19 protein-coding genes and 2 pseudogenes are annotated in these 24,503 nt (G+C 66.5%); 10 read left to right on the top strand and 11 right to left on the bottom strand.

The genetic code is table 11. The features are described from left to right. A pseudogene (locus AC1DT6_RS33235) lies at window positions 1–573 on the top strand (hypothetical protein); the annotation flags it as partial. Window positions 574–919: 346 nt separating this feature from the next. Beyond that, entirely contained in the window at window positions 920–1,129 is a 210-nt protein-coding gene (locus AC1DT6_RS33240) for a hypothetical protein (RefSeq protein WP_441630729.1), read from the top strand. A gap of 18 nt (window positions 1,130–1,147) precedes the next feature. Here the strand turns inward: AC1DT6_RS33240 and tam are convergent, their stop codons facing one another. Both tam and AC1DT6_RS33250 read right to left on the bottom strand, forming a co-directional pair. Beyond that, complete coding sequence (gene tam, locus AC1DT6_RS33245) at window positions 1,148–1,918, bottom strand: trans-aconitate 2-methyltransferase (RefSeq protein ID WP_045239950.1); 771 nt, start codon at window positions 1,916–1,918, stop codon at window positions 1,148–1,150. Window positions 1,919–1,979: 61 nt separating this feature from the next. Next, window positions 1,980–2,279, bottom strand: coding sequence for a hypothetical protein (locus tag AC1DT6_RS33250; RefSeq protein WP_441630731.1), 300 nt, complete (start codon window positions 2,277–2,279; stop codon window positions 1,980–1,982). 104 nt (window positions 2,280–2,383) lie between these two features. Here AC1DT6_RS33250 and AC1DT6_RS33255 point away from each other — a divergent pair, with 104 nt between their 5' ends. Both AC1DT6_RS33255 and AC1DT6_RS33260 read left to right on the top strand, forming a co-directional pair. Further along, window positions 2,384–3,298, top strand: a complete 915-nt coding sequence (locus AC1DT6_RS33255) for a LysR family transcriptional regulator (protein ID WP_441630733.1) — start codon at window positions 2,384–2,386, stop codon at window positions 3,296–3,298. 91 nt (window positions 3,299–3,389) lie between these two features. Then, window positions 3,390–4,284 (top strand): annotated as a pseudogene (locus AC1DT6_RS33260) (methyl-accepting chemotaxis protein); the annotation flags it as partial. A 131-nt stretch (window positions 4,285–4,415) separates the two neighbouring features. On the opposite strand, the gene AC1DT6_RS33265 reads toward AC1DT6_RS33260, so the two are convergent. After that, on the bottom strand, window positions 4,416–5,027 hold the full coding sequence (locus AC1DT6_RS33265) for a hypothetical protein (protein ID WP_441630734.1): 612 nt from the start codon (window positions 5,025–5,027) through the stop codon (window positions 4,416–4,418). On the opposite strand from AC1DT6_RS33265, the gene AC1DT6_RS33270 reads away from it, so the two are divergent. Both AC1DT6_RS33270 and AC1DT6_RS33275 read left to right on the top strand, forming a co-directional pair. Continuing rightward, window positions 5,026–5,331 (top strand): LuxR C-terminal-related transcriptional regulator, encoded by a 306-nt coding sequence (locus AC1DT6_RS33270; RefSeq protein ID WP_477115262.1) that lies wholly within the window; start codon window positions 5,026–5,028, stop codon window positions 5,329–5,331. The genes AC1DT6_RS33265 and AC1DT6_RS33270 overlap by 2 nt on opposite strands. 425 nt (window positions 5,332–5,756) lie before the next feature. Then, a complete protein-coding gene (locus AC1DT6_RS33275; RefSeq protein ID WP_441630738.1) occupies window positions 5,757–7,961 on the top strand; it encodes a TonB-dependent siderophore receptor in 2,205 nt (734 codons plus the stop codon). 83 nt (window positions 7,962–8,044) lie between these two features. On the opposite strand, the gene AC1DT6_RS33280 is transcribed toward AC1DT6_RS33275, so the two are convergent. From AC1DT6_RS33280 to AC1DT6_RS33295, 4 genes are all read right to left on the bottom strand, one after another. Beyond that, window positions 8,045–8,368: an FmdB family zinc ribbon protein gene (locus AC1DT6_RS33280; protein WP_441630740.1), complete on the bottom strand. Its 324-nt coding sequence runs from the start codon at window positions 8,366–8,368 to the stop codon at window positions 8,045–8,047. A gap of 115 nt (window positions 8,369–8,483) precedes the next feature. After that, window positions 8,484–9,716: a formamidase gene (fmdA, locus tag AC1DT6_RS33285; protein ID WP_035873612.1), complete on the bottom strand. Its 1,233-nt coding sequence runs from the start codon at window positions 9,714–9,716 to the stop codon at window positions 8,484–8,486. A 117-nt stretch (window positions 9,717–9,833) separates the two neighbouring features. Beyond that, window positions 9,834–10,346 carry an AmiS/UreI family transporter gene (locus AC1DT6_RS33290; RefSeq protein WP_035873613.1) on the bottom strand — a complete coding sequence of 171 codons (513 nt, stop codon included), beginning with the start codon at window positions 10,344–10,346 and terminating at the stop codon, window positions 9,834–9,836. 302 nt (window positions 10,347–10,648) lie between these two features. Continuing rightward, the gene (locus AC1DT6_RS33295; protein ID WP_477111498.1) at window positions 10,649–11,842 is read right to left on the bottom strand and encodes a LuxR C-terminal-related transcriptional regulator; all 1,194 of its coding nucleotides are present in this window, start codon (window positions 11,840–11,842) and stop codon (window positions 10,649–10,651) included. A gap of 308 nt (window positions 11,843–12,150) precedes the next feature. Here AC1DT6_RS33295 and AC1DT6_RS33300 point away from each other — a divergent pair, with 308 nt between their 5' ends. Both AC1DT6_RS33300 and AC1DT6_RS33305 read left to right on the top strand, forming a co-directional pair. Beyond that, window positions 12,151–14,901, top strand: coding sequence for an ATP-binding protein (locus AC1DT6_RS33300; RefSeq protein ID WP_441630745.1), 2,751 nt, complete (start codon window positions 12,151–12,153; stop codon window positions 14,899–14,901). Beyond that, window positions 14,898–16,208 (top strand): EAL domain-containing response regulator, encoded by a 1,311-nt coding sequence (locus AC1DT6_RS33305; RefSeq protein ID WP_441630747.1) that lies wholly within the window; start codon window positions 14,898–14,900, stop codon window positions 16,206–16,208. The genes AC1DT6_RS33300 and AC1DT6_RS33305 overlap by 4 nt, the downstream gene beginning before the upstream one ends. 380 nt (window positions 16,209–16,588) lie before the next feature. Here AC1DT6_RS33305 and AC1DT6_RS33310 read toward each other — a convergent pair whose 3' ends face one another. Then, window positions 16,589–17,020 carry an RNA ligase family protein gene (locus tag AC1DT6_RS33310; RefSeq protein WP_477104230.1) on the bottom strand — a complete coding sequence of 144 codons (432 nt, stop codon included), beginning with the start codon at window positions 17,018–17,020 and terminating at the stop codon, window positions 16,589–16,591. On the opposite strand from AC1DT6_RS33310, the gene AC1DT6_RS33315 reads away from it, so the two are divergent. Continuing rightward, window positions 17,014–17,955, top strand: coding sequence for an energy transducer TonB (locus AC1DT6_RS33315; protein WP_441630751.1), 942 nt, complete (start codon window positions 17,014–17,016; stop codon window positions 17,953–17,955). The two genes, AC1DT6_RS33310 and AC1DT6_RS33315, sit on opposite strands and share 7 nt — an antisense overlap. Before the next feature lie 119 nt (window positions 17,956–18,074). Further along, entirely contained in the window at window positions 18,075–18,443 is a 369-nt protein-coding gene (locus tag AC1DT6_RS33320; RefSeq protein WP_441630753.1) for a hypothetical protein, read from the top strand. A gap of 151 nt (window positions 18,444–18,594) precedes the next feature. Here the strand turns inward: AC1DT6_RS33320 and clpB are convergent, their stop codons facing one another. The 3 genes from clpB to AC1DT6_RS33335 all read right to left on the bottom strand — a co-directional run bounded on the left by clpB (window position 18,595) and on the right by AC1DT6_RS33335 (window position 24,465). Continuing rightward, window positions 18,595–21,183, bottom strand: a complete 2,589-nt coding sequence (gene clpB, locus AC1DT6_RS33325; protein WP_441630755.1) for an ATP-dependent chaperone ClpB — start codon at window positions 21,181–21,183, stop codon at window positions 18,595–18,597. A 199-nt stretch (window positions 21,184–21,382) separates the two neighbouring features. Then, window positions 21,383–22,300, bottom strand: a complete 918-nt coding sequence (locus AC1DT6_RS33330) for a MaoC/PaaZ C-terminal domain-containing protein (RefSeq protein ID WP_441630757.1) — start codon at window positions 22,298–22,300, stop codon at window positions 21,383–21,385. Continuing rightward, the gene (locus tag AC1DT6_RS33335) at window positions 22,300–24,465 is read right to left on the bottom strand and encodes a D-(-)-3-hydroxybutyrate oligomer hydrolase (protein WP_441630759.1); all 2,166 of its coding nucleotides are present in this window, start codon (window positions 24,463–24,465) and stop codon (window positions 22,300–22,302) included. Before AC1DT6_RS33335 ends, AC1DT6_RS33330 begins: the two co-directional genes overlap by 1 nt. Window positions 24,466–24,503 lie beyond the last annotated feature (38 nt).

A 24,503-nucleotide genomic window follows, 5' to 3' on the forward strand; every position in this document is an offset into this window, starting at 1 on the left:
AAGGGCGACCTGGTGCTGGTGCGATACCGGGCCGCGCCCCATCATCGTTCCCCTTATGGGGATCGCAACCCGCTCATGCTGTCGCCCCAGGAGCGTGCCGGGGCCAACCTGATGCAGGTACTCGCCGCCAATATGGCCAAAGCGTTGACGCCGTTTGAGACCGCTGCGATGTCGCACTTTGAAGATCCTGTGCCGCCGCCGGATGGCTGCCATGCGCTGTTCGAGGACCACATGCATGACTCGCTGGCGGGCTTCTACATGGCAGGGGCCGTGACCGAGCTCGATCGCAACACGGCCATCGAGAATGTGTGCCGCAAGCATGCGGCCAACCGGCCGCTCAGCGGGTTCGAGCTGAAGATCTACAAGGAAAACCGGGCCTGGATCGACCGCCGGATGACGCCGCCGGAGGTTGACCAGGGGCCGAATTGCAAGGCCGAGATTGGCGCCGTCTTCCCGGTGCAGACCGATGCGGATGTCGGAGACCTGCGCGACTGGGTGATCGTGAGCCAGACCAACACGCGGCGGGAGGGCGGTGGCTACCTGCGGGACCGAGCCATCTTTAGCGAGCTGTAACGGGGACCAGTCCCGGCCGGCGCGGCAGGCACCCATTTTTTGAATGGTGTTCGGCACCGATTGGCGAACAATGTGCCGACCGGGTTGCCGTGACCGGAGCACGGTCTGTTAAATGCGGGCGTCATCGCCGAGGATCGAGGTATTGGGCACGAGCCGATCGTGTCCATCTATTCGATCAGGAAAATGATCGGCGGACTAGTCAAAGCCAACGCCAGCAAACCGGCGAAGTCACGCCAGCGCCAGTAACCTAACGGCATGCCTTCAGCTGCCGCCGCCGATATGCGGTCTGCCAGGGTCTATATTCCTTGGGCAACATGCGCCAACCGCAACCGGAGCGCAGACGCTGTTGGTTGCCGTCCCGGTTCTCGTGTTCGCGTTCCTCGCTGCGATGTCGGCGACCGGCTACGCGTGGCTGGATTGGCGGACTTACACGGTCGTCATGCCTGTCACGGTGCATGAGGATATCGTCGATGTGCCTTCGTCCGCTTTGGTTGATGAAAAACCGATCGTAGTCCTCGCTCCAGCTACCAAATGCAAGCTGACAGCGGGCCGCTGAAGCCCGCCTGTTTCACCGCTAACGTGTCGCCACGATAAAGAACCTCGGGAACGGCAGCAGCACGGAGCCGTCCGCCATCGGCGGATAGGCTCGCGCCACTTCCGCCGTATAGCGCTCCAGGTAGGCCGCCCGCTCCGCTTCGTCCAGCGGATCCAGGAACGGGCGCAGGCCGGTACCCTTGAACCACTCCACGATCGCGGCCGGGCCATCCGCCAGCGCGTGATGGTAAGTGGTGTGCCACACATCGACCGTGGCACAGTGCGCGCGCAACAGCGCGTAGTACCAGGCCGCGCCCGGCAGTGCGGTGCGCGCCTGCGCGGCGGCGGCCAGCTTGCCGGCCCACGGGCCGTCGGCGGCGACGTCGCGCATCAGGCGGTGCGCCGGCGTGTCCAGCGTGTCCGGCACCTGGATCGCCAGGCTGCCGCCCGGCGCCAGCTTGGCGGCGAGCGCGGGCAGCAGGCGCGCGTGGTCGGGCAGCCATTGCAGCACGGCGTTGGCGAGGATCACATCGTAGGGTCCCGGGTCGTCCCAGGTTTCGATGCTGCTGACTTCGAACTTCAGCTCCGGCAGCCGCTTGCGCGCGGCCTCGACCATGTCGGCCGAGCTGTCCAGCCCGGTCACGCGGGCGCCGGGAAAGCACGCGGCCAGCACCTCGGTCGAGTTGCCCGGGCCGCAGCCGATATCCACCGCCACGCGCGGCTCGCGCCCTGGCACGGCGGCCAGCAGGTCCCGGACCGGACGGGTCCGTTCGTTCTCGAATTTCACGTACTGCCTGGCTGACCAAGTCATTGCTGCTCCTTTGCGGGTTCGGTTCCGGTGCTTGGTGAATGCGTCGATACGCTGGCGTTCTTCACGCCGATGGCGGCCTCGCCCGGCGCAGCACGGCCTTGCCCTTCGCGGTGAGCAGGACCACAGCCTGCGCGCGCGGCACGCCCGCCGCGCACTCCATGTCGACCAGGCCGGCCGCGTTCGCGTCCTCCCACGCGGAAAGCCGCGGGCAGGAAGTGCGCCATGCCTCCATGGTGTCGGCATAGGTGCGCGGCCCGGCTGCCAGCCAGGCCAGGAATTCCAGCAGATTGCCTGCATGCGACGCGGCAGGCAAACCGGCATCCCCGGCCTGATCCTGCCCTCCAACCCTGTCTTGCTGCATGGCCGTGCTCCAGCGCGATGCGATTCACGCCGTCAGCATAGGCCCGAACTGCTATGATTTCCAATGCATCCTGAGTACAAAATCCATACCCTGAGAGTATCGCAATGATCGAGCTACGCCGGCTGCGCGCCTTCGTCGCGTTGGCCGAAGAAGGACACGTCACCCGCGCCGCCGAGCGCCTGGGCATGCAGCAACCGCCGCTCACGCGCTTGTTGCGCGGCCTGGAGGCCGAACTCGGCGTATTGCTGATGCGGCGCCTGCCGCGTGGTGTGCGGCCTACCGAGGCCGGGCTGGCGTTGCTGGAGGAAGCCCGCGCGGTGCTGGCGCGAGCCGAAGGCGTGGCCGAGGTGGTGCGCCGTGCCGCGGCCGGGGAGCAAGGGCGGCTCGCCGTCGGCTTCACCAGTTCCGCCGCCTCGCACCCTTTCGTCCCCGCCGTGCTGCGCAGGTTTCGCGAGAGCGTGCCGGGCGTTGCCGTCACGCTGGAGGAAGCCGGCACCAGCGAACTGGTGGACGCGATCCTGCATGAGCGGCTCGACGCGGCCTTCGTGCGCTCGCCGGTGGGCAGCACCACCGGGCTGTTGCTCGATGCCGTGCTGGAGGAGCCGATGCTGGCCGCGCTGCCGGCCGGGCACCCGCTGGCAGCGGATGCCGGCGCCTTGCCGCTATCGGCGCTGGCGCGCGAGCCGTTCATCCTCTACCGCCGCCCGGCCGGGCCGGGGCTGTACGACGCCATCCTGACCGCATGCCGCGCGGCGGGCTTCAGCCCGCTGGTGGCGCAGGAAGCGCCGCGCCTGCCCGCCACGCTGAGCCTGGTGGCGGCAGGCCTTGGTGTTTCTGTGGTACCCGCCTCCATGCGCCGCCTGGGCGGCGACGACATCGCCTACCGCGCGCTTGCCGGCAGCCCGTCGCTGACTGCCCCGCTGCACCTGGCGATGCGCCAGGCCAACCTGCCGGCAGCCGTCATGCGCTTGCGCGCGCTGGTGTACGAGATGCTGCCGCCGGAAGGGCCGGCCGCGTGAAGACCGGCATCATGGCCTGATTCGCGGGCATCCCTGATCTGCCCGGCAGACAACAGGCCCTGAAGAGCGGATTTCCGGTGCTCCGGCGCTGGTACACCAGCCCTCCGTAAGCGCCTTTCCGCCATCGCGGACGGCTACCGCGGGCGATCTGAGCCGGCCGGTCGAAATCCGCTCGCAAGATGAGATGGGCCAGCTTCTGTCGGGCATCTCCCAGATGCAGGACGGCCTGGCGCAAACCGTGCTGTCGGTACGCACCGGCAGCGAAACGATCGCGGCGGCAACCAGGCAAATCGCCGCGGGCAACGTCAACCTGTCATCGCGCACCGAGCAGCAGGCCGCCTCGCTCGAAGCAACCGCGGCCAGCATGGAAGAGCTGACCACCACCGTGAAGCAGAACGCCGATAACGCGCGCCAGGCCACGGTGCTGTCGGCAACAGCAACGCAAACCGCCAACCACGGCGGCGAAGTGATCCGCAACGCGGTCGCGACCATGGGCGAGATCAACGAAAGCTCCACCCGCATTGCCGACATCATCAGCATCATCGAGGGCATCGCCTTCGAGACCAATATCCTGGCGCTGAATGCGGCTGTGGAAGCGGCTCGCGCGGGCGAACAGGGGCGCGGCTTTGCCGTCGTCGCCGGCGAGGTGCGCACTCATGGGCGAGATCTCCGCCGCATCGGTCGAACAGAACAGCGGCATCGACCACGTCGCGCACGCGGTGAGCCAGATGGACGAAGTGACGCAACAGAACGCCTCGCTGGTCGAGGAGGCGGCAGCCGCCGCGCAATCGCTGGAGGAGCAAGCCAGCAGGTTGAAGGACACGGTGGCCGTCTTCAGGCTGGGCAACCAGGCCGTGGCCAGCGCCGCCAGCCGCGCGCCCGCGCCGAAGGCCGTCACTGTCTCGCCGCGGGGGGTTGCGCCGCGTGCAAGCGCTGCGGCTGCGCCGGCGGCATCCTCATCGGCTTCGGACTGGTCGTCCTTCTGAAGCCGATGCACGCTCGCCCGCGTCAGTGCCTGGCCAGTTCCCATGCGCTGCGCGACCGCCTGGCGTTCGCGGCAAGCCAGCCGCGCAAGGTGCGCGGGTACCTGAATGCGCGTCCGGATCAGTCCGGCGACCTAGTTCTCGCCGGCCACAAGCGACTTCGTGATCCGTTCGAGCACTGGCAGCCATGTGCCGCGCCCCGCGTCGCGGCAGGCCAGGATCAGCAGAAGCTCCTGGTCTGGCGTATAGATGTCGAAGTGCTGCACGTAAATCGTGCCCTGGTCGCCGCTTCGAGTGTAACTGATGGCAATGGCAGGCCAGCCGCCAACCGTCTCAAGTCGCGGACTGGTGATCGACAGCAATTGCCTGCCGGACTTCCTGAGCGAATCCCGGATCAAGCGTTCGAAGCCTGCGCCGAACGCCTTGAGCATGTCCTCATCGAATTTGCGCACCTGCCTGAACGAAACGCCCGGCGGCTGAATCGAGTTGATCACGACGGCTGCATACGGGCCACTGGGGTTCGACACGGCGTGAAGGAGGTTCAGCCGGTCCCCCCCCGATGCATGGCGCGTGATGTCGGTCGCGGCATCGAGCGTCACCTCGCGGCCCCGGCTTTGCGCCTCCGACAACAGCGTCCATCCCTTCGGCAACTGAATCTCAACGTGCCGCGGGAGCTTGACGGGCAATAGCGCTACGTCCTCGCCGCCCAGCCCGGACGCGGAATACGCGAGCACGCAGGCAAGCATGCCTGCCTGGATGAGCCTGCTGCAAAACCGTGCCATTCGGCCCCCTCCGCTCGCGACGCGTTGGTCTCGCAAGGCAATTCTAGGCCATGCCAGCGACGGCCGGTTCCGCGGTTTCAGGGAACACCGGGCGTCCCCGGACGCCAAGGTGCTTTCCGGCCTCGTCGCCGGACAGTCGCCCGCTGAATTCGCCGTGCAGAACGGCGTATCCGAGAACACGGTCCGCAAGCAGGTCGCCTCCCTGAAGTTCAAGATGAACGGCAGCCGGAGCGTGGAACTCGTAAGGCTCGCGCTCATGCACCGTTAATCGCGCTGGCGACGGCCACCGCCTCGCCAGACACGCCCCCTTCCGCCTCGTCGATGCCTCGTACCGAGGTCAGGCTTCGGCAACCGGGGGCGACGCGGCCATCCTTGCTCCACCTCCCCCTGCGCAGCGCGATCGCCTGCCTATCCCGCTGACGCGGCAAGTGGCGGTCTGCCGCCGCGCTGCGTCTCGCGCGCGTTTTCCGCTTCCACTTCAAGGGAGCCCGGGGCGCGCGCAGGCCCGCGCCGGTAAGCCAATGCGGCCGGCAGGCCAATAACCCTGTCGCGCTATCACCTTTGTATTCTTTTCGACACATTCAGTTACAATGCAAACGATATTGATAATGATTTGTATTTCTATTTATAAAGCAACAGGCCAACGGTTTCCCGCCATCTCCCCGGCCGTCTCGAAACATCCTGAAAATACCGATGAACCTGAACATGCCGAAGCGCGCCGCACTCCGCCAACCCCGCCGGAGGCGCCACACCGTTTCCCTGACCACCGTGGCATTGAGCCTCCAGGCCATCGGTACGGCCTTCGCCCAGGCGCCGGCGGCCCAGCCGTCAGTTGGCAAGGCGGATGCAGCGGAGCTGCCAGCGGTGACGGTGCGGGCCAGCAACGCCGACGAAACGCCGACCGGCCCGGTGCACGGGTTCGTGGCCAAACGCAGCGCGACAGCGACCAAGACCGACACTCCCTTGATGGAAACGCCGCAGTCCATCTCCGTGATCACCCGCGACCGCATCGAAGCGCAAGGCGCCCAGTCGGTGCAGCAGGCGCTGGGTTACAGCGCCGGCGTCTATGCCGGCCCGTATGGCAATGACAACCGGGGCGACTGGGGCAAGTTCCGCGGTACGGACTTCACGCAATACCAGGACGGTTTGCTCAACCAGGTCGGCTTCTATAACAACGTGCGCACCGACGTCTACGGGCTGGAACGCATCGACGTGCTGCGCGGCCCGTCGTCGATGCTGTTTGGCCAGGGCGCGGTCGGAGGGATCCTGAACCTTGTCAGCAAGCGCCCGCAGGCCGAAGCCGCCCGCGAGATCGGCGTGCAGTTCGGCAACTACAACCGCAAGCAGGTCCAGGCCGACCTGACCGGGCCGCTGGATGCCGACGGCAAGTGGCTGTACCGGCTGGTGGCCCTTGCGCGCGACAGCGATACCCAGGTCGACTACGTCAAGGACAACCGCTACCTGATCGCGCCCTCCCTCACATTCCGGCCCAGTGCCGACACGTCGTTCACTTTGCTTGCCAACTTCCAGCGAGATGAAAGCGGCACGTCGGTGGGCTTCTATCCCTGGCGCGGGACGCTGTACTCCAACCCGGCGGGCCAGATTCCCGATCACCTGTTCAGCAGCGAACCGGGCTTCGACCGGTACACCGCCGAACAGGCCTCCGTCGGCTACCAGTTCGAGCACAAGGCGAGCGACACCTGGACGGTGCGCCAGAACCTGCGCTATTCGCACAGCACGGTCGACTACCGCAGCATCTATGCGGCGGGCTTTACCGGCGCGACGCATGGCTGGGTGCCGGGCAGCGATACGCTGATGCGCCGCACGGTCTACCTGAACCAGCCCACGCTGAACGCATTTGCCATCGATAACCAGGCACAGGCGACATTCCGGACGGGCAGCATCGGCCATCGGCTGCTCACCGGCCTGGACTACCAGCACGCCGAGATTACCGGCCGCACCGGCGTGGGCGGCACCGCCGCGCCGCTCAACGTATTCAATCCCGTCTACGGCAACTTCGTCGCGCCGGCATCGACACGCGATCTCAACCCCAGCACACAGGCGCAGACCGGCATCTACCTCCAGGACCAGCTCTCCTGGAACAAGTGGCTGCTGATGCTTGGCCTGCGCTACGACTGGTCGCGCGCATCGCAGGACAACACGCCGTCGGCCTCGCGCGACGACAACGAACTGACTAAGCGATTCGGCCTGATGTACCAGTCCGACATGGGCCTGAATCCATACGTGAGCTACTCGGAATCCTTCCAGGGCCTCGCCGGTTTCAACAAGGCCAACCAGGCCTTCAAGCCGCTGCGCGGCTCCCAGTGGGAGGCCGGGATCAAGTACCAGCCGCCGGGCAAGAACGCCATGCTGACCGTGGCCGCCTTCGACATGCGGGAAAAGAACCGCAAGACCGCCGGCGTGGTCAACGGCATGCCGGACACCGTGCAGGTGGGCGAGGCGCGTACGCGCGGCATTGAAGTGGAAGCCACGGCCTCGCTGTCGAACCGGCTCGACGTGATTGCCAGCTACACCTACCTGGACGCCCGCGTGACCGAAGGCAGCGCCGCCGAAATCGACAAGCGCCTGGCCAGCACGCCGTCGAACATGGCCTCGCTGTGGGCAACCTACAAGTTCAACCTGTTCGAACTGCCGGGCTTCGCCGCCGGCGGCGGCGTGCGCTATGTCGGCCCGAGCTACGACGGCACGGACCAGAACAAGGTCAGCGGCGTGACGCTGTTCGATGCCATGCTCGCCTATGACCATGGCCCGCTACGCGTCGCGCTCAACCTGACCAACCTGTTCGACAAGCAATACGTCACCACTTGCCTGGCACGTGGCGACTGCTACTTCGGCGCGCGGCGGACCGTTGTGGGCAGCGTGACCTACCGCTTCTGAATCCGGCCGCGGGGGTGCCAGGCCGCGCGCTTGCTGCCTTCCTTCGATCCGTGCCTTGCGTAGCCCGTCGCCAGATGGCGTCGCTAATGGCTGATCATCCAGGGCCGCGTGCCGGGAAAGGACTTGGCGCCGTCCGGCTTGCCGGCCAGCCGGGCACTCCCCCCCGAGCAGCCGCAGCCGGGCCCGTGGCGGTGCCCCTGCGAACTGACCGGCGCATGGGCGCTGCGCTCGTTACCGGCATGCGCGGCACGCCGGGCCGACGGCATCAGCGCCAGCATCGTCGCCGTGACCATGCGCGGCGCTTCCTGGCCGCAGCCGGGACACGCCTGAGGCGCATCGCGATCGTCGATGCGCCGCACCGCGCTGAAGGTGCCGCAATCCACGCACGCGTATTCATAAATGGGCATTCAGGTCTCCGCTCGGTTGGAACCGGCCGGCGCGGTCCGTGCGAATACGGGAATCCGCGCCGGCCGCCGGTTGCTTCAGATCGCTTCACATCGACCCGGCGCTCGTCAGGCTACGTCAGGCCAGGTCGGGTGAGAGGAGCACATCGGCACCTCCCTTGATATGCACAGTGGGTCCATTGGCCTCCGGCCGGATATCGAAGTCGAAGATCTGCGTCGGTATCCATAGCGTGGCGCAGGAGTTGGGTATGTCCACGACGCCACTGATATGCCCCTGCACAGGCGCCGTGCCCAGGATGGCGTAGGCCTGCGCGCGCGAGTAGCCGAACTTGGTCAGGTATTCGATCGCGTTCAGGCAGGCCTGCCGGTAGGCGACGTTGACATCCAGGTAGTGCTGCTTGCCGCTTTCATCGACCGAGATCCCCTCGAAGATCAGGTAGTCGTTGTAGGTCGGCGTGATCGGGCTGGGCTTGAAGATGGGATTCTTGATGCCGTACTTCGCCATCCCCCCCTTGATCACGTTCACCCGCATGTGCACCCACCCCGCCATCTCGATGGCGCCGCAGAAGGTAATCTCGCCGTCGCCCTGGCTGAAGTGAAGATCGCCCACCGACAGCCCCGCGCCATCCACATACACCGGGAAATACACCCGCGAGCCGCGCGACAGGTCCTTGATATCGCAGTTGCCACCGTGCTCACGCGGTGGCACCGTGCGCGCGCCCTCTGCCGCCGCCCGTTTCGCGCCGTCGCCCTGGAGCTTGCCCATGTGCGCGGTCGCGGCGAACGGCGGGTTGGCCAGCGGCGGCACGCGGTCCGGGTCGGTCTTGATCAGGCCTACCTCGCGTTCGTTCCAGGTCTGCAGCAGCTTGGGATCGGGCAGGCAACCGATCAGCCCCGGGTGGATCAGCCCCGCGAACTGCACGCCGGGCACGTGGCGCGACGTGGTGTAGACGCCGTGGAAATCCCAGATGGACTTCTGCGCCTGCGGGAAATGGTCCGTCAGGAAGCCACCGCCGTTCTTCTTCGAGAAGAAGCCGTTGAAGCCCCACTGGCTCTCCTGCTTGGCGCCCACGTCGAGCAGGTCGACCACCAGCAGGTCCCCCGGCCCGACGCCATGCACGCCCACCGGCCCGGACAGGAAGTGGACGATCGACAGGTCGATGTCCCGCACGTCGTCCGCGGACTCGTTGTTCTTGATGAAACCGCCGGTCCAGTCGTAGGTTTCCAGGATGAACTCGTCGCCGGGATTGACCCAGCAGGCCATCGGGATATCCGGGTGCCAGCGGTTGTGCACCTTCTCGTTCTCGTACGCCGACTGCGCGAGATCGACCTTGATAAGGGTATCTGCCATTTGCCTGTCTCCTTGGTGTGGATCCGGTCAATCGCCGGATTGCGGCCGTGAAACCATGCAGCCGTGGTGGCTGCCTGAACCCGCTTCGTCGTGCGCGATTACGCGCCCCGTTGCTGTCTATTTGAATGACTCGCTCAGCAGCAGATAGCCCGGCAGCCAGCCGGTCGCGATGCCTGCCAGGACCGTGGCGAAACCGGTGAACTTCAGGATGGGGCGCTGCATCGCGAGCAACAGGAAATACAGGAACCACAGCACGCCCCAACCGACCCAGCACCAGGCGAACCAGGTGTCCCAGACGGAGTTCGCGTTGCGCAGCGCGTCGATGGCGACGGGAATCACCGTGACCGAGACGAACAGGCTGAACCAGCCAAGGCCGCGCCCGTCGGCACCATTGAAGCGGTTGAGCGCAACCCACAGGTAGGTGAAGGTGAACAGCAGCGTCAGCGCGCCGGCCTTGATCGATGCGCTATCCGCCTCGCCGCCAAAAATGAGCCGCAGCGACACCAGCATCGTTACCCCGCCGGCGAAGATATTCACGACCCAGATCTCGCGGTCGCCAATTTTTCCGAGCAGCCAAAGGCCGTTCAGGCATAGCACTGCTCCGACGTACAGCAAGGTCAGGCCTAGCATGGCGTGTCTCCCCCGTAAGGTGGTCTTGTTTTATTGGGTGTTCGTGTTCGTGGCCCTGGCGCCGCGCGCTGCCGTGTGGCGACGGATCAACTATATGCTGGGCCGTGCTCATGCGAATCCCTCACGGCGAGGATTTCCGTCTCATCCGGCTGGGTGAGGCGAGTTCACCCAGGCGCATGAGGCAACGGCGCAAGCGGGATACGAAACACGCGTGTCGGTTCGCGCCGGGGAAGGATGGTGCGCCGCGCCAATGCGGGCCTGCGCGGACCCCGGCCCGCAAGGGTTTTGCCGCGTCCGGGCGCTCAGGCCGGCGGGCAGTGCTGGGCGTGCAAACGCACCAGTTCCATCTGGCCGTGCGTGTTGGTCTTCTGGAAGATTTGCTTGAGGTGGCTGCGCACCGTGTTATCGGAGACGTGCAGCACCTCGGCCAGGCTGGCGATCGAGTGGCCGGCAAAGACCAGCGCGTTGACCCGCGCCTGGGCCTCGCTCAGCTTGAACTGGCGCGCGAACAGGCAATCGTGGTGCGCGTGCTCCGTGCCCTGCCGGCGCGCGCTGACCACCACCACCGCGCGCTCCTCGCCCAGGCCGGTACGCAAGGACGCGTCGGCGGCCTGCAGCGTCAGTGTGGTGGGCAACGCAAATCCCGGCGCGCAGACCGACAGCACCTGGGTCGGCACCAGCGCGGCATGACCCGCGTGGGCATCGCGCATGTCGCCGGCACCGCGCGCCAGCCCGGCCAGCATCTCGCGCAAGGCACGGTGATCGGTGGGCATGACGGCGGCGAGATAGTCCCCGTCCCGGTACAGCCCGCTGCCCTGCCCGCACAGCGCCTGGGCACTGCGGTTGCAATAGACGATGCGTCCGTCCTGCTCCACCAGGAAGGTAGCGCTGGGATGGCCGTCGATGATGCGCATCAGCGCCTGGCTCAGGTCGGTGGCGCTGTGCCGTTGCCAGCGGTTCTCCAGCGACAGCGCCATATGCGCCAGCAGCCCGCGGAACTCGGTCTTTTCCTTTGCGCTGAATCGCCGCTGGTCTTCGCGCCGGTACAGCTCAAGGAAATAGACCACGTCTGCCTCGCGGGCGACGACCCCGCACAGGCGGTGCAGGTATTGATGGGGCCGCAGCAGCGCATGATAGAAGTCCGTCCTGACCAGGTCGCTGCTGCTGAGCATGTCGTCGCCGCCGATCACCTGCAGCGGCTGGTAGGCATTGCTGGAGAGAAACCAGGGATTGCGTGGCGAGTATTCCGCGAAGGTGCGGAAGAACGCCGCATCATCCGGCGCGCCGCACAGTACCGCTCCCTGTCCCCCAGCCAGGTGCCGCCGTGCCAGCACCGCCGTGCCCGCGGAGAACTGGTCGCGCAGCAGCGCGATGACACCGCGCAACCCTTCGTCGTCGCGCGCGGCGTGGATGCGGTAGACCAGCTCACCGTTCAGGGGATCGGCGCTATCGGCATTCTTGGCGGTCAACCGCGCGTCCTCCATGACTTCAGGCACAGTGGATTCGGGCAGCGCTCGGGTAAATGCCGTCTGCCCCGCTCTCTTCAAAATGAGGATTGCCGGCCAGTGTTTCCGCTGGAACCTCAAAAGTCAAGACGCGTGCGTCTGCTGCCGCGCAGCATTCCGGCCGTGCGCTATCGCTGCGTCCGTCCCCTCCCGCGCGTGGGATGCATGTCATTGCGCAGGGACAGGATTCAGTCAATAATCGAAGCGCTCGCTGCCAACCCTCCGCCTCGACTCGCATCCATTCGACCCCGATCGCATACGCTTCCCCGGACCCGCATCGCACCCGACGCCCCCACGCCATGCGCATCAAACGAGAATATCAATCCTGGGTCGCGAATGAAACGCTGGAGGATTACGCGCTGCGTTACGCGGCGCGCTCGTACCGGCGGTGGTCCCCGTTCACGCTGGCCAACACAGCCATCGGCGGCGTGTCCTTCCTGGCGCTCGAGGCGATAGGCGCCAGCATCACGCTTAGCTTCGGCTTCCAGAATGCGTTTCCGGCCATCCTGCTGGTCTGCCTGCTGATTTTCCTGATCGGCCTGCCCGTGGCCTACCACGCCAGCGTGGCCAATGTGGACATCGACCTGCTCACGCGCGGCGCGGGCTTCGGCTACGCCGGGTCCACCATCACCTCGCTGATCTACGCGTCCTTCACCTTTATCTTCTTCGCGCTGGAATCGGCCATCCTGGCCCAGGCGCTGACCATCGCCACCGGGCTGAACCTGACCCTGGGCTACCTGGTCTGCTCGCTGGTGATCGTGCCGATGGTGTTCTTCGGCGTCACGCTGATCAACAAGCTGCAGATGTGGACGCAGCCGCTGTGGGTGCTGCTGCTGGTGCTGCCGTTCGTCTATATCCTGCGCCACGATCCTGGCGTGCTGGCGCAATGGGCCGCCTTCACCGGGCGCGACGGCGCCTCGCCCGCCTTCAACGTGCTGGCCTTCGGCGCCGCCACCGGCGTGCTGTTCTCGCTGATGGGACAGATCGGCGAGCAGGTGGACTACCTGCGTTTCCTGCCTGAGCGCACCGCGCAGAACCGGTGGAGCTGGTGGAGCGCGCTGCTGCTGGCGGGACCCGGCTGGATCCTGATCGGCGGGCTCAAGGTGCTGGCGGGCAGCCTGCTGGCGGTACTGGCGGTGCAGGCCGGCCTGGCCACCGGCAAGGCCATGGAACCCATGCACATGTACGTGTGGGCGTACGGGCAGGTCTTCGACCAGCCCGAGTTGGTGATGGCGGTGGCGCTGCTGTTCGTGGTGGTCTCGCAGATCAAGATCAACGTGACCAATGCCTACGCGGGCTCGCTGGCCTGGTCCAATGTGTTCGTGCGGCTGGCGCACTACCATCCGGGCCGCGTGGTATGGCTGGTGTTCAACGTACTGATCGCGCTGCTGCTGACGCTGCTGGGCATCTTCAGCACGCTGGAGGCCGTGCTCAGCGTTTATTCCAACCTGGTGATCGCCTGGCTCGGCGCGCTGGCGGCCGACCTCGTCGTGCTCAAGCCCCTGGGCATCAGCCCGCGCCACATCGAATTCCGGCGAGCCTACCTGTACGCATTCAACCCGGTGGGCTGCGGCGCCATGCTGATCGCCTCAATGGCAGGCATCGGCGCTTACTCCGGCCTGCTCGGCCCCCTGGCGCAAGCCTATTCGGCCTTTATCGCGATGGGCGCCTCGTTCGCCAGCGCCATCCTGATCGCCTATGCGACCGGCGGCCGCTACTATATCGCGCGCCAGGAACCGCAGATCCGCGCCGCCAGCACCGACGAGCCGCTGCGCTGCTGCATCTGCGAGCGCGACTATGAAGCGCCGGACATGGCCCACTGCCCCTTCTACGAGGGGCCGATCTGCTCGCTGTGCTGCGGCCTGGACAACCATTGCCACGATGCCTGCAAGGCGCCCGGCGCCGCCGCGCAGACGCAGGCATCGCCGCGCGAGAGCAGCTTCCTGCGGATACTGCCTCCGCATTTCCTGCGCCGCCTGGTGCGTTTCCTCGGCCTGTTCGTGATCGCGTCGGCGGCCATGGGCGCGGTGTTCCTGCTGGCCTACCGGCTCCTCGGCGAGGGCGCCCCGCCGTCCGCCGGCGGGCTCGGGGACCTGCTGCTGCGCGTGTACTCGGCCACCCTGCCCCTGCTCGCATTCGGCGCGTGGTGGATCGTGCTGTCGCACGAGAGCCGCGAGCTGGCGCAAGCCGAACTGATGGAATCGCTGCGGCATCTCGAATCCGCGCGCAAGGACCTGGTGGAAGCCGGGAAGATGGCATCGCTGGGCGGACTGGTGGCGGGGGTCGCGCACGAGATCAATACGCCGGTGGGGATTACCGTCAGCGCCGCGTCCTACCTGCAGGACCGCACCAGCGCCACGCAGGCGCTGGTGGCAGGCGGCGGGCTGACGCCGGCGGAGCTGGAGCGCTACCTGTCGGACGCCGCGCAATCCGCCCGGCTGCTGTTGTCCAACGCCAACCGCGCGGCGGAGCTGGTGCAGAGTTTCAAGCAGATGGCGGTCGACCAGACCAGCGAAAAGCGGCGCAGCTTCGATCTCGGCGACTACATCCGCGAAACCGTGGTCAGCCTCGACCCCAGGCTGCGCGACACGCGCGTGGCGTTGCAGATCGACTGTCCGGCGGGCATCGCCATGACCGGCTACCCTGGCGCGATCGCCCAGATCCTCACCAACCTGATCATGAACTCGCTGGTGCACGCCTTCGGCGGCGGCGACACAGGCCCAGTCCGCGGCGCCATCCGCATCGCCGCGCGCCACGCGCCCGGCGACGAGGTGGTGATCCGCTACGCCGACAACGGTTGCGGCATACCGGACGCGCTGCACGAGAAGATCTTCGAACCCTTTTTCACTTCGCGCCGCGGCAAGGGCGGCAGCGGGCTGGGCCTGCACCTGGTCTACAACCTGGTTACGCAGCGCCTGGGCGGCACCATCGCGGTGGGCAACGGCGTCAGCCAGGATGGCGGAGGCATTGTCTTCACCATCCGGATGCCGAGAGTCACGCCCGCCACGAAGGCCACCATTCCGATCGCGTCCGTAAAGAGTCCGTCATGAACACCTCCTTGTCTGTGCCCCCGTGGCAGGTCCTGCTGGTCGACGACGATCCCGACGTGCACGAGATCACGCAGCTGGTGCTGGCGGACCTGACGTTTTCCGGCCGCGGGATCCAGTTCCACAGCGCCTACTCCGGCGAAGAATGCAAGGCGTACCTGGCCGCGCATCCGGACACGGCGCTGGTGCTGCTCGACGTGGTGATGGAAACCGATGACGCCGGCCTGGAGACGGTGCGCTACATCCGCGAGCAACTGCGCAACGCCGACCTGCAGATCGTGCTGCGCACCGGACATCCGGGCATGGCGCCGGAGCGCGAGGTCATCACCGGATACGAGATCAATGGCTACTTTCTCAAGACAGAACTGACAGCGCAGAAGCTGACGTCCGTCGTGATCGGCGGCCTGCGCACGTACCAGTATGTCAAGGCATTGCAGCAGGCCAATGCGCTGCAACCGGAGGGTGGCGTGTCCGCCGCCCGTCCATTGCCGGACCTCGCAAGCGCTGCGCCATCCGGCGGCCCGGGCGTGGAAGACGCCATAGAAGAGAGCTTGCGCGGCGGGCAGTACCGGCTGCAAGCGGTGTCCCAGTTCGACTTGAGTTCCGCCGCCATTGCTGCCATCGCACTACTGCCGGAGTGGCCGGTAGCGCGCGGCTGGATGCCGCATACCGAGATCGCCTGCCGAATCCGCCGGCCCGGCCTGATTACCGAAATCAACGCCGCGCTGCTGCGCCGCGCCTGCGAGCTTGCGCAAGCCTGGCACACCGACCCGCAAGCCGCCGTATCCAGCCCGACCCGCGTCAGCGTTCCCATCCTGCTGCCGCAGGTGGCCGGCGCGGAGGAATCCGCGCTGCTGGCCTTGCCGGAGCTGCTCAGGCAGTCCCTGCGCGAGACCGGCCAGCCCGGCAACCAGCTCGACCTGCAGCTACCCGGCATCCTGCTGGGCACGGCCACGGAAGCCGCCCGCCTCGCCTGCGCCCGGATCCAGGAGCAAGGCGCGGCGGTCACGCTGGCCGACGTGGGCAACACGCCGATCTCCCTCGAGAACCTGCAGCGCCTGTTGCCCGACCGGCTGCAGATTCCGCTTGGCTACGTGCGCAACGTGGCCACCGACGCCAGGCGCGCCGCCATCGCGCGAGCCGTGATCGCGCTGGCGCATACGCTCGGGATGCAGGTGCTGGCCAACGGGCTGGCCAGCACGGACGAGCTGCAGTTCTTCAAGTGGGAAGGCTGCGACCACGGGCAGGGAGACGTGCTGGGCACAGCGTGGGAGACGACGGCGTGGATGAAGGCGGCCGCGCGGAAGTAGGGATGGCACGGCAGGTTCCTGCCTGGGTTTTGGCCGCTGCCTGCCACCCACCCGGCCCGCAACGACAGGAGGGCCAACCTCTTCCACGACGTTCCACTGGGCGTTATGTCGCGGTAGGAATGCCCATTACTAGGCACCCCCCGCACAGATCCCGGCGTGCGCGATTCGCGCACCGGGCTCCTGCCTCGGGTGTTTGGCGGTGAACCGCACAACAGGCCAAGAATGAAGGACTCGGGCAGGTGGAAGCCAATCCCTTTCCAGTCGCTTGATCAAAGCCCACGTAGTGTTGTCCTTCTGGCTGCCGGTATCGTAGGTCACCGAGTGCGCCTCCACCGGGGACACCACCTCCCATCGATGCAACACTCTTTCGATGGCTGCATTTATGAGCGTGGTGTCCCGCGCGAGAGCGCCTGGATCGCCGTGGTGTCGAACTTGCCGTCTTGAAGCACGGGGACCGGCTCGACGCCGAGCAAGGCAAACCACTCCACCGTCTCTTCCGAACCGAGGCATACGTTCCGCGCGTTCCAGACCGAGAATCCCATGAAGAAGGAAGCCAGGTCCCGGTAACGGATCGAATGCGTCGCATCGATTACGCCACGGTGCGAAGGGGGCTGTGACTGCGCGCCGATCCCGGCATAATCTGCAGGAAATACAAAACGAGCCAATTCAATCCATGAACGACTGTCGCCGATGCAGTCACCCAGGCCCGGCCGTTCACCGGGGCGCTGGCGAACCGGAAGCGCTTCCCCACCGCGTTCCGGCCCCTGGGCTGATCGGGAGGCCTGCGATCTTGCCGGCGGTCTTGATGGCATTGGCACTCGCTTACAGCCACGACGGCCGGGCGGCGCCGCTGCGCGCGTTCACCATCGAGGACGTCGCGTCCGAAGCGAAGTCCCAGTGCTACACCGAATGGCCAGCCTATCCGGCGGAACTCGGCCGGGCCGGGATCCGCGGCCGCGCGTCGGTATCGATGTCCATCGCGGCAACAGGCAAGGTGGCGTCGGTGTCCATCAAGGTCAGTTCCGGCAACGCCATGCTCGACGGCCTGGCCCTGGCAAACCTGCGCAAGGCCGATTGCCAGCCGTTCTGGAGCGCCGAAACCGGGCAAGCCATCCCCGGCACCGCCGTGGTGCAGGTCAGTTTCCCGCCCGACAACGCCGACGTCCCGAGACGTCCCCAGCCAGAGCAGCTTGCGGTAGCCACCGAAGATAGGGTTGCGGAGCCGCCGCAGTTGTTCCCGCCTACCTACGATGAAGCCGTCACCGCGCTGATCCGCGCGTTCGATGTCGGCGCCATCCTTGCCGTCGGCCTGGACCAGGCGTTCGCAAGGCTGCCTGCGAAGATCGGACCGATCCCGAAAGACCGCTACGTGGAATGCACCCGTACGAAGCTCTCGCCCGATCTGGTGGAGAAGGCTGTCAGGCCTGCGCTGGCGGCGGAGATACAGGATCCCGGCCTGACGATGCGGCTGGCGCGCTTGCTCGGCTCTCCGATCGGGCGCAAGACCAAGGAAGCGGCGTTGTCGGGCAAGGCGCTGGCGGATGCGGGGATTACCGGGGCCGACCTGCTCGAGTTCAACCGGTATATGGAGAACCGGGACTTGAAAGCCTTTCTTGAAAACGGAGGCCTGCGCCGCATAAAGGATGCCGTCTCCCGCGTGATCGACGTGGAAAGCAAGGCGGCGGCGAACGCCTGCGTCAGGCAACTGATGCCGCTGTACCGCCTGAAGAACGAGCGTTCGGCGTGACCTCGCCTGGCACCCGCCGCATCCGAATCCCCGCGTGAAATATCGTTACAGTTGTATCCTGCGGCAAGGCAGCGGCAGGACTAAAGTCAGATCCTGCCTACTGCACGACGAGGATCGAAATGAGACATGGTTTCTTCTACGCGCTGGGTATCGGAGCGCTGGCCTGGGCGGCCTCCCAGCCCGCTCTGGCACGCGTCGATGTTGACCTGAATATCGGTGTGCCCGCGCCGGTGATCGTGGCGCCGGCACCCGTCTATGCCGCCCCGGCCTATCCGGCTCCGCCGCCCCCGGTGGTTTATCCGGCCCCGCCGCCTGGCTATGGGCCTCCCCCGGCCGTCTACGGACCGCCCCCCGCCTACGGCCCCCCGGTGGTGGTCGCACCCGCGGTGGTCATCGGGTGGCATGGGGACCGTTACTGGGACGGGCGCCGCTGGTGGGGACGCCGCGACTGGTACGCCTATCACCACCCCTACCCCTATCACCGCTAGCCGCCCGCGGCAGCCGGCGCTGCTTGTAGCACAGGCGCAACGGACCGGATGGAATTCTGTTAATTCTTATTACACGCAGGAAAACAAAAAGCCGCCCCGGCAAGGGGCGGCTTGTTTGTCTGGCATGAGCCTTGGTGGGCCTTGGTGAGCGTTAGTGGGCCTTCGTACCGATGACGAACTCTCCGTCCTGGTAATCCACCGGCACCACATCCTTGGCGGCAAACTTTCCCTCAAGGATGGCGCGCGCCACCGGGTTCTCGATCTGCTGCTGGATCGCGCGCTTGAGCGGACGCGCCCCGAACACCGGATCGTAGCCAGCGCTGGCGATCTTGGCGATGGCAGCCTCGCTCACCTCGAGCGTCATGTCCATGCGCGCCAGCCGTGCCGTCAGCCGCTCCAGCTGGATGCGGGCGATCGACTCGATATGTTGCTGGTCGAGCGAATGGAACACCACCACCTCGTCGATGCGGTTGAGGAACTCGGGCCGGAAATGCGTTTTCACTTCCTGCCACACCGCGCCCTTGACCGCCTCGTGCGGCTCGCCTGTCATCGCCTGGATGATGTGCGAACCCAGGTTGGAGGTCATCACGATCACCGTGTTCTTGAAGTCCACCGTGCGCCCCTGGCCGTCGGTCAGGCGGCCGTCGTCCAGTACCTGCAGCAGCACGTTGAACACGTCCGGGTGGGCCTTCTCGACTTCGTCAAGCAGGATCACGCTGTACGGCTTGCGGCGCACGGCCTCGGTCAGGTAGCCGCCTTCTTCATAGCCCACGTATCCCGGCGGCGCGCCGATCAGCCGGCTCACGCTGTGCTTCTCCATGAACTCGCTCATGTCGATGCGGATCAGGTGGTCCTGCGAATCGAACAGGAACTCGGCCAGCGCCTTGCACAGCTCGGTCTTGCCCACGCCGGTAGGACCGAGGAACAGGAACGAGCCGTAAGGCTTGTTCTCGTCCGACAGGCCGGCACGCGAGCGGCGGATGGCGTCCGACACCAGGCGCACGGCCTCGTCCTGGCCAACCACGCGGCGGTGCAGGTAGTCCTCCATCTTGATCAGCTTCTCGCGCTCGCCCTGCATCATCCTCGACACGGGGATGCCGGTCGCGCGGCTCACCACTTCGGCGATTTCCTCGGCGCCAACCTGCGTGCGCAGCAGCTTGTTGGGCTGCTTCTGCTCGCTGGCCTCGGCCGCGGTGGCGGCCTTCAGCTTGCCTTCGAGTTCGGGCAGCTTGCCATACTGCAGCTCGGCTACCTTGTCGAGCTTGCCCTCGCGCTGCAGGCGCGTGATCTCCAGGCGGATCTTGTCGATCTCTTCCTTGAGCGCGGCCGCGCCCTGGGCGGCACCCTTCTCGGCCTTCCAGATCTCTTCGAGGTCGGCGTACTCCTTTTCCAGGCGGCCGATTTCCTGCTCGATCAGTTCGAGACGCTTCTTGGAGGCTTCGTCGGTTTCCCGCTTGACCGCCTCGCGCTCGATCTTGAGCTGGATGGTGCGGCGCTCGAGCTTGTCCATCACCTCCGGCTTGGAGTCGATTTCCATCTTGATGCGCGCGCCGGCTTCGTCGATCAGGTCGATCGCCTTGTCGGGCAGGAAGCGATCGGTGATATAGCGGTGCGACAGCTCCGCCGCGGCGACGATGGCCGGGTCGGTGATCTCCACGCCGTGGTGCAGTTCATACTTCTCCTGCAAGCCGCGCAGGATGGCGATGGTGGCCTCCACGCTGGGCTCGTCGACCAGCACCTTCTGGAAGCGGCGCTCCAGCGCGGCATCCTTCTCGATGTACTTGCGGTATTCGTCCAGCGTGGTGGCGCCGATGCAGTGCAACTCGCCGCGCGCCAGCGCGGGCTTGAGCATATTGCCCGCGTCGATCGCGCCCTCGGCCTTGCCGGCGCCGACCATGGTGTGCAGTTCGTCGATAAAAACGATGGTCTGGCCCTCGTCCTTGGCGATGTCCGACAGCACCGCCTTGAGCCGTTCCTCGAACTCGCCGCGGTACTTGGCGCCGGCCAGCAGGCCCGCCATGTCAAGCACCAGCACGCGCTTGTTCTTCAGGCTTTCCGGCACCTCGCCATTGACGATGCGCTGGGCCAGGCCTTCCACAATGGCGGTCTTGCCCACGCCCGGCTCGCCGATCAGCACAGGATTGTTCTTGGTGCGGCGCTGCAGGATCTGGATGGCGCGGCGGATTTCGTCGTCGCGGCCGATCACGGGGTCGAGCTTGCCGATACGGGCGCGCTCGGTGAGGTCCACGGTGTACTTCTTGAGTGCCTCGCGCTGGGTCTCGGCGTCGGCGCTGTTGACCGAATCGCCGCCGCGCACGGCTTCGATGGCGGTCTCGAGCGACTTGCGCGCCAGGCCGTTCTCGCGGGCGATGCGGCCGGCCTCGCCCTTATCGTCAGCCACGGCGAGCAGGAACAGTTCGCTGGCGATGAACTGGTCGCCACGCTTGATGGCTTCCTTCTCGGTGGCGTTGAAGAGCGCGTTAAGCTCGCGCCCGACCTGGACCTCACTGGTGCCCTGAACCTGCGGCAAGCGCTTGATGGCGGCATCGAGCGCGGTGGTCAGGCCGCCGACGTTGACGCCGGCGCGCGACAGCAGCGCGCGTGCGGCGCCGTCGTTCTGCGCAAGCAGAGCGCGCAGCACGTGCAGCGGGTCGATATATTGGTTGTCGTTGCCGATCGCCAGGCTCTGGGCATCAGCCAGCGCTTCCTGGAATCGGGTAGTCAGTTTGTCAAGTCGCATTTAGGAGCCCTCTTTTTCGGATGAGTGCCCGATGCGGAAGGCGGGGCGTCTGCGCCCCGGCCTGCCGATCCCGTCGCACGGGCCGGACACTGGATGTCTGATCGAAAGATAAGGCTTTGCGCCTACATTTCAAGGCCTGACTGCACGGCCATTGATGTGGCGCAGGAAATACGTTGCGACCTGTTCCCTCCCGCGCATTTCACGCGGCCGCGAGCGCCCGCTTGTCTTCCAGGTTGCGCACCAGCACCAGGGCTTCGCCGGCCAGCACCACGCGGCCATCGTCCCCGGTGACGACGGTGGCCAGGTTGACCAGATCCTTGTCGCCGCGCAGGCGCACGATCCGCACCGAGGCGGTCAGCAATTCGCCCAGCCGCGCCGGCGACCGCAGCCGCAGCGACTGTTTCATCCAGCCGGTGCCGCGGCCCGGCAAGCGCGTGCCCAGCAGGTCCGAGAACATGCCGGCCAGCAGGGGCAGCGGCACGATGGCACCCCCGAAGCCGCGGCTGCGGGCAAATACCGGGTCGGTATAGAAGGCGTTGCCATCGTCGGTCAACGACACGTATTCATCGATATCGCCGGCGCTGAAACTGCGTACCGCCGAAGCCTCCTGGCCGACGCTAAGGTGATAGAGCCTCCGGTCGCCGTCCACCGCGGCGGCAAGGCGCCCGGCGTCGTCCGCCTCGTCAAGCGGCGCCTGCGCCAGCGTTTCGGCACTTGCGTCGACCAGCAGGATCGCATCTCCCTGTGCCGTAATCTGCTCATCGGTAGCTGCCGTTCGCATGCGGCCACGCTGCATGCAGCGGATCTCGGTGTCCAGGGCGATACGGTCCTGGCCGGGCGTGTCGTTCAGCACCAGCACGGCCGCCACGCCGTCGCCGACGAAGGTGGGACGAGGAAACATCAGCGTCTGCCCGATCGGCAGGACCGGCCTGGGGTTGCTGCGCCGCATCTGCGCGCACAGCAGCGAAAACAGGAACATGCCGTGCGCCACGGTCGCGCCGAAATGCGTCGTCCTGGCGAACCGCGGGTCGCAGTGAATGGGATTGTCGTCGCGCGAGAGCGAAGCGAAGCGGTCGAAATCTTCTTGCGTCAGGACGCGCGTGCGGGATGCCTTCATCAGTTGGGTACCTCTACGGTGCTGCCGATGACCGTAATCCGGTCCGCATTGGCCGGGGTGGCGGCAAACGGCGGCAAGTTGGTGGGCAGGATGGTGGGCGCCGGCGACAAAATGCCACCGCGCGCGATCGTGCGCACCACCTGCGAGGGCGGCAGCGCGGTGCCGGTGGTGAGGTTGGCGTAGACCGCGTCGAGCGCCCGGTTCAGGTAGACGTGGAGCGGGATATAGCGATTGTCATAGCCCGCTACCGCGCCGATGAAACTGTCGAAGTGCTGGCCGTTCGTGACTTCCATATAGGAGAGATTGCTGGCGCTGCCCTCCTTGAGCCGGTTGTAGCCGAGATAGGGCCGCGAGGTATGGTTGACCGGCAGCAGCGCATCGCTGCGGCCATGCACGATGATGGCCGGCTTGCCATGCAGGTCGCCCGAGCGCAGCGTCTGCGCCAGCCCGGCCTGCAGCGCCTGGGCCTGGGTGCCGGTGCCGGTCAGCAGTGCGCGCAGGCAGCGGGCGCCATCGAGGTTGGCATCGGCCAGGCTTGTGCCGGGCGATCTGGAATAGAGGTCGCGCAGCGGCCCGCCGGGGTTGTTGTCGTTGATCAGTTGCACGCCGGCCGCCGGCGGCACGCCATTGCCCGTCGAATACAACACATTGAGCGTGGCCGGCGCGATTGTCGCCGGCGTCAGCACCGCCGTCCCGGTGGCGGCAAAGCTGTAGCCGCACAGACGGTCGGCCACGGCGGCACGCGCCAGCGCGTTGGCGAATGTCACGGATACCGCACTGGCCACCTCAAAAAGGGCAAGCGACGGATGGAGCGCGTCGGAATCCGACTCCCAGCCGGCATCATGCAGCTTCTGCAACGCATCGGCAGCCCGGCTGGCCCCGTCGGCCCCGCTGACCAGCCCGGCATTGGCCAGCGACTGGCAGCGGTTGAGCGCCGGTTGCACGAGCCCGACGGCGGGCAACGCATACAAGGCCACGCCCGGCGCATTCACCAGCGCGGTCGCCTGCGAGGTGCAAAGTTGCATCAGGTTGGCCGTGGTGGTGTAGTCATACAGCACGAGCCCCGACTTGCTGACCGGCACCCCACCACGCGTGACGATCACCCCGGTGTTGGCGGGCAGGTTGAGATTCGGCTCGGCCACCGCCACGCCGTCGATCAGGCCCTGGGTATCCTGCTCCGCCGCGGCGACGGCCGCGCCACCGCCATTGGAGACGCTGGACGCGATGACAACGATCTTGTCGGGGCCGAAGCTGCGCTGGCGCGTGCCATCGGAGGCCACCGTGCCAAACCGGTCATTGATGGCCCAGATCGCGAATTCGGCGGCCTGCAGCGTGAAGGTGCCCCAGTCCTTCTCGGGATTGCGCTGCGAATGGGCGTGCTTGAACGCGAGCCGGTGCGGCGCCAGCGCATTGAAGGCGGCCAGGCTGGTATTCGGGAACGGGGCGGCGAACTGCGCGCTGGTGCCGGCGGCGGTACGGTTGGCTCGCGTGCCGTCGATCAGCGGCACGGTGTCGGTATCCAGGTCGTGCGGCGCGGCGCCGGTGCCCTTGTCCGTATAGGCGACGGCGCAGCCGCGCTTGAGCGCCCACTCGCCAGTGGAAATCGCGCCGTAGACGCCCCGCGAGCCGGACGAGGTGGCCGTGATCAGGCAGGGCTTGGCCACGTTGAAACTGTCGGGAATCTGCACCAGCATCGTCACGTTCTGCTGGCCGCTGCCATCGTCCGAGAAGGCCAGGTACTCGCGCCCGGCGACCTTCCCCTGCCCGCTGGTGACATTGCCCTGCGCGTCCACGTTGGGGCCATACAGGCTGCCATAGCCACCGCCCACCGTGATATCCACCAGCGCGCGGTAGTTGGTATAGATGGCATAGCGGCGCAACTCGGCCGCCGTGGGCGCCGCGGGGTTCAGCGGCACCGGCGCCGTGGCCGAGCCCAGGCCGTCCTTGCCAAGACCGGCGGTGAGCAGGTCGTCGGTGTTGCCGTCGTAGGTCGTAATCGTTACCGCACCGATATTCGCGGGCTTGGGATTGGGATTGGGATTGCCGTTGTTCGCATTGTTGTCGCTCGAGCCGCATGCCACCAGCAGCAGGCCTGCCGCGCCTGCCAGCGCCAGGCGCCCTCCGCGTCCGCACCTACCGCCATGTCCTGCAAGTCCGCGCAACATGTTGACCCCCTTTTGCATGCTTGATCTATCGGAACGCA

The sequence above is a fragment of the Cupriavidus sp. 01L45 genome (assembly GCF_056399885.1).

Excerpts from the sequence above, each read along its gene's own strand:
- tam (WP_045239950.1), bottom strand. The coding sequence starts at position 1,918 with ATGACTTGGTCAGCCAGGCAGTACGTGAAATTCGAGAACGAACGGACC.
- AC1DT6_RS33280 (WP_441630740.1), bottom strand. The coding sequence starts at position 8,368 with ATGCCCATTTATGAATACGCGTGCGTGGATTGCGGCACCTTCAGCGCG.
- AC1DT6_RS33275 (WP_441630738.1), top strand. The coding sequence starts at position 5,757 with ATGAACCTGAACATGCCGAAGCGCGCCGCACTCCGCCAACCCCGCCGG.
- fmdA (WP_035873612.1), bottom strand. The coding sequence starts at position 9,716 with ATGGCAGATACCCTTATCAAGGTCGATCTCGCGCAGTCGGCGTACGAG.
- AC1DT6_RS33290 (WP_035873613.1), bottom strand. The coding sequence starts at position 10,346 with ATGCTAGGCCTGACCTTGCTGTACGTCGGAGCAGTGCTATGCCTGAAC.
- AC1DT6_RS33335 (WP_441630759.1), bottom strand. The coding sequence starts at position 24,465 with ATGTTGCGCGGACTTGCAGGACATGGCGGTAGGTGCGGACGCGGAGGG.
- AC1DT6_RS33315 (WP_441630751.1), top strand. The coding sequence starts at position 17,014 with ATGGCATTGGCACTCGCTTACAGCCACGACGGCCGGGCGGCGCCGCTG.
- AC1DT6_RS33300 (WP_441630745.1), top strand. The coding sequence starts at position 12,151 with ATGCGCATCAAACGAGAATATCAATCCTGGGTCGCGAATGAAACGCTG.
- AC1DT6_RS33320 (WP_441630753.1), top strand. The coding sequence starts at position 18,075 with ATGAGACATGGTTTCTTCTACGCGCTGGGTATCGGAGCGCTGGCCTGG.
- AC1DT6_RS33265 (WP_441630734.1), bottom strand. The coding sequence starts at position 5,027 with ATGCTTGCCTGCGTGCTCGCGTATTCCGCGTCCGGGCTGGGCGGCGAG.
- clpB (WP_441630755.1), bottom strand. The coding sequence starts at position 21,183 with ATGCGACTTGACAAACTGACTACCCGATTCCAGGAAGCGCTGGCTGAT.
- AC1DT6_RS33255 (WP_441630733.1), top strand. The coding sequence starts at position 2,384 with ATGATCGAGCTACGCCGGCTGCGCGCCTTCGTCGCGTTGGCCGAAGAA.
- AC1DT6_RS33250 (WP_441630731.1), bottom strand. The coding sequence starts at position 2,279 with ATGCAGCAAGACAGGGTTGGAGGGCAGGATCAGGCCGGGGATGCCGGT.
- AC1DT6_RS33305 (WP_441630747.1), top strand. The coding sequence starts at position 14,898 with ATGAACACCTCCTTGTCTGTGCCCCCGTGGCAGGTCCTGCTGGTCGAC.
- AC1DT6_RS33330 (WP_441630757.1), bottom strand. The coding sequence starts at position 22,300 with ATGAAGGCATCCCGCACGCGCGTCCTGACGCAAGAAGATTTCGACCGC.
- AC1DT6_RS33270 (WP_477115262.1), top strand. The coding sequence starts at position 5,026 with ATGCCTGCCTGGATGAGCCTGCTGCAAAACCGTGCCATTCGGCCCCCT.
- AC1DT6_RS33310 (WP_477104230.1), bottom strand. The coding sequence starts at position 17,020 with ATGCCATCAAGACCGCCGGCAAGATCGCAGGCCTCCCGATCAGCCCAG.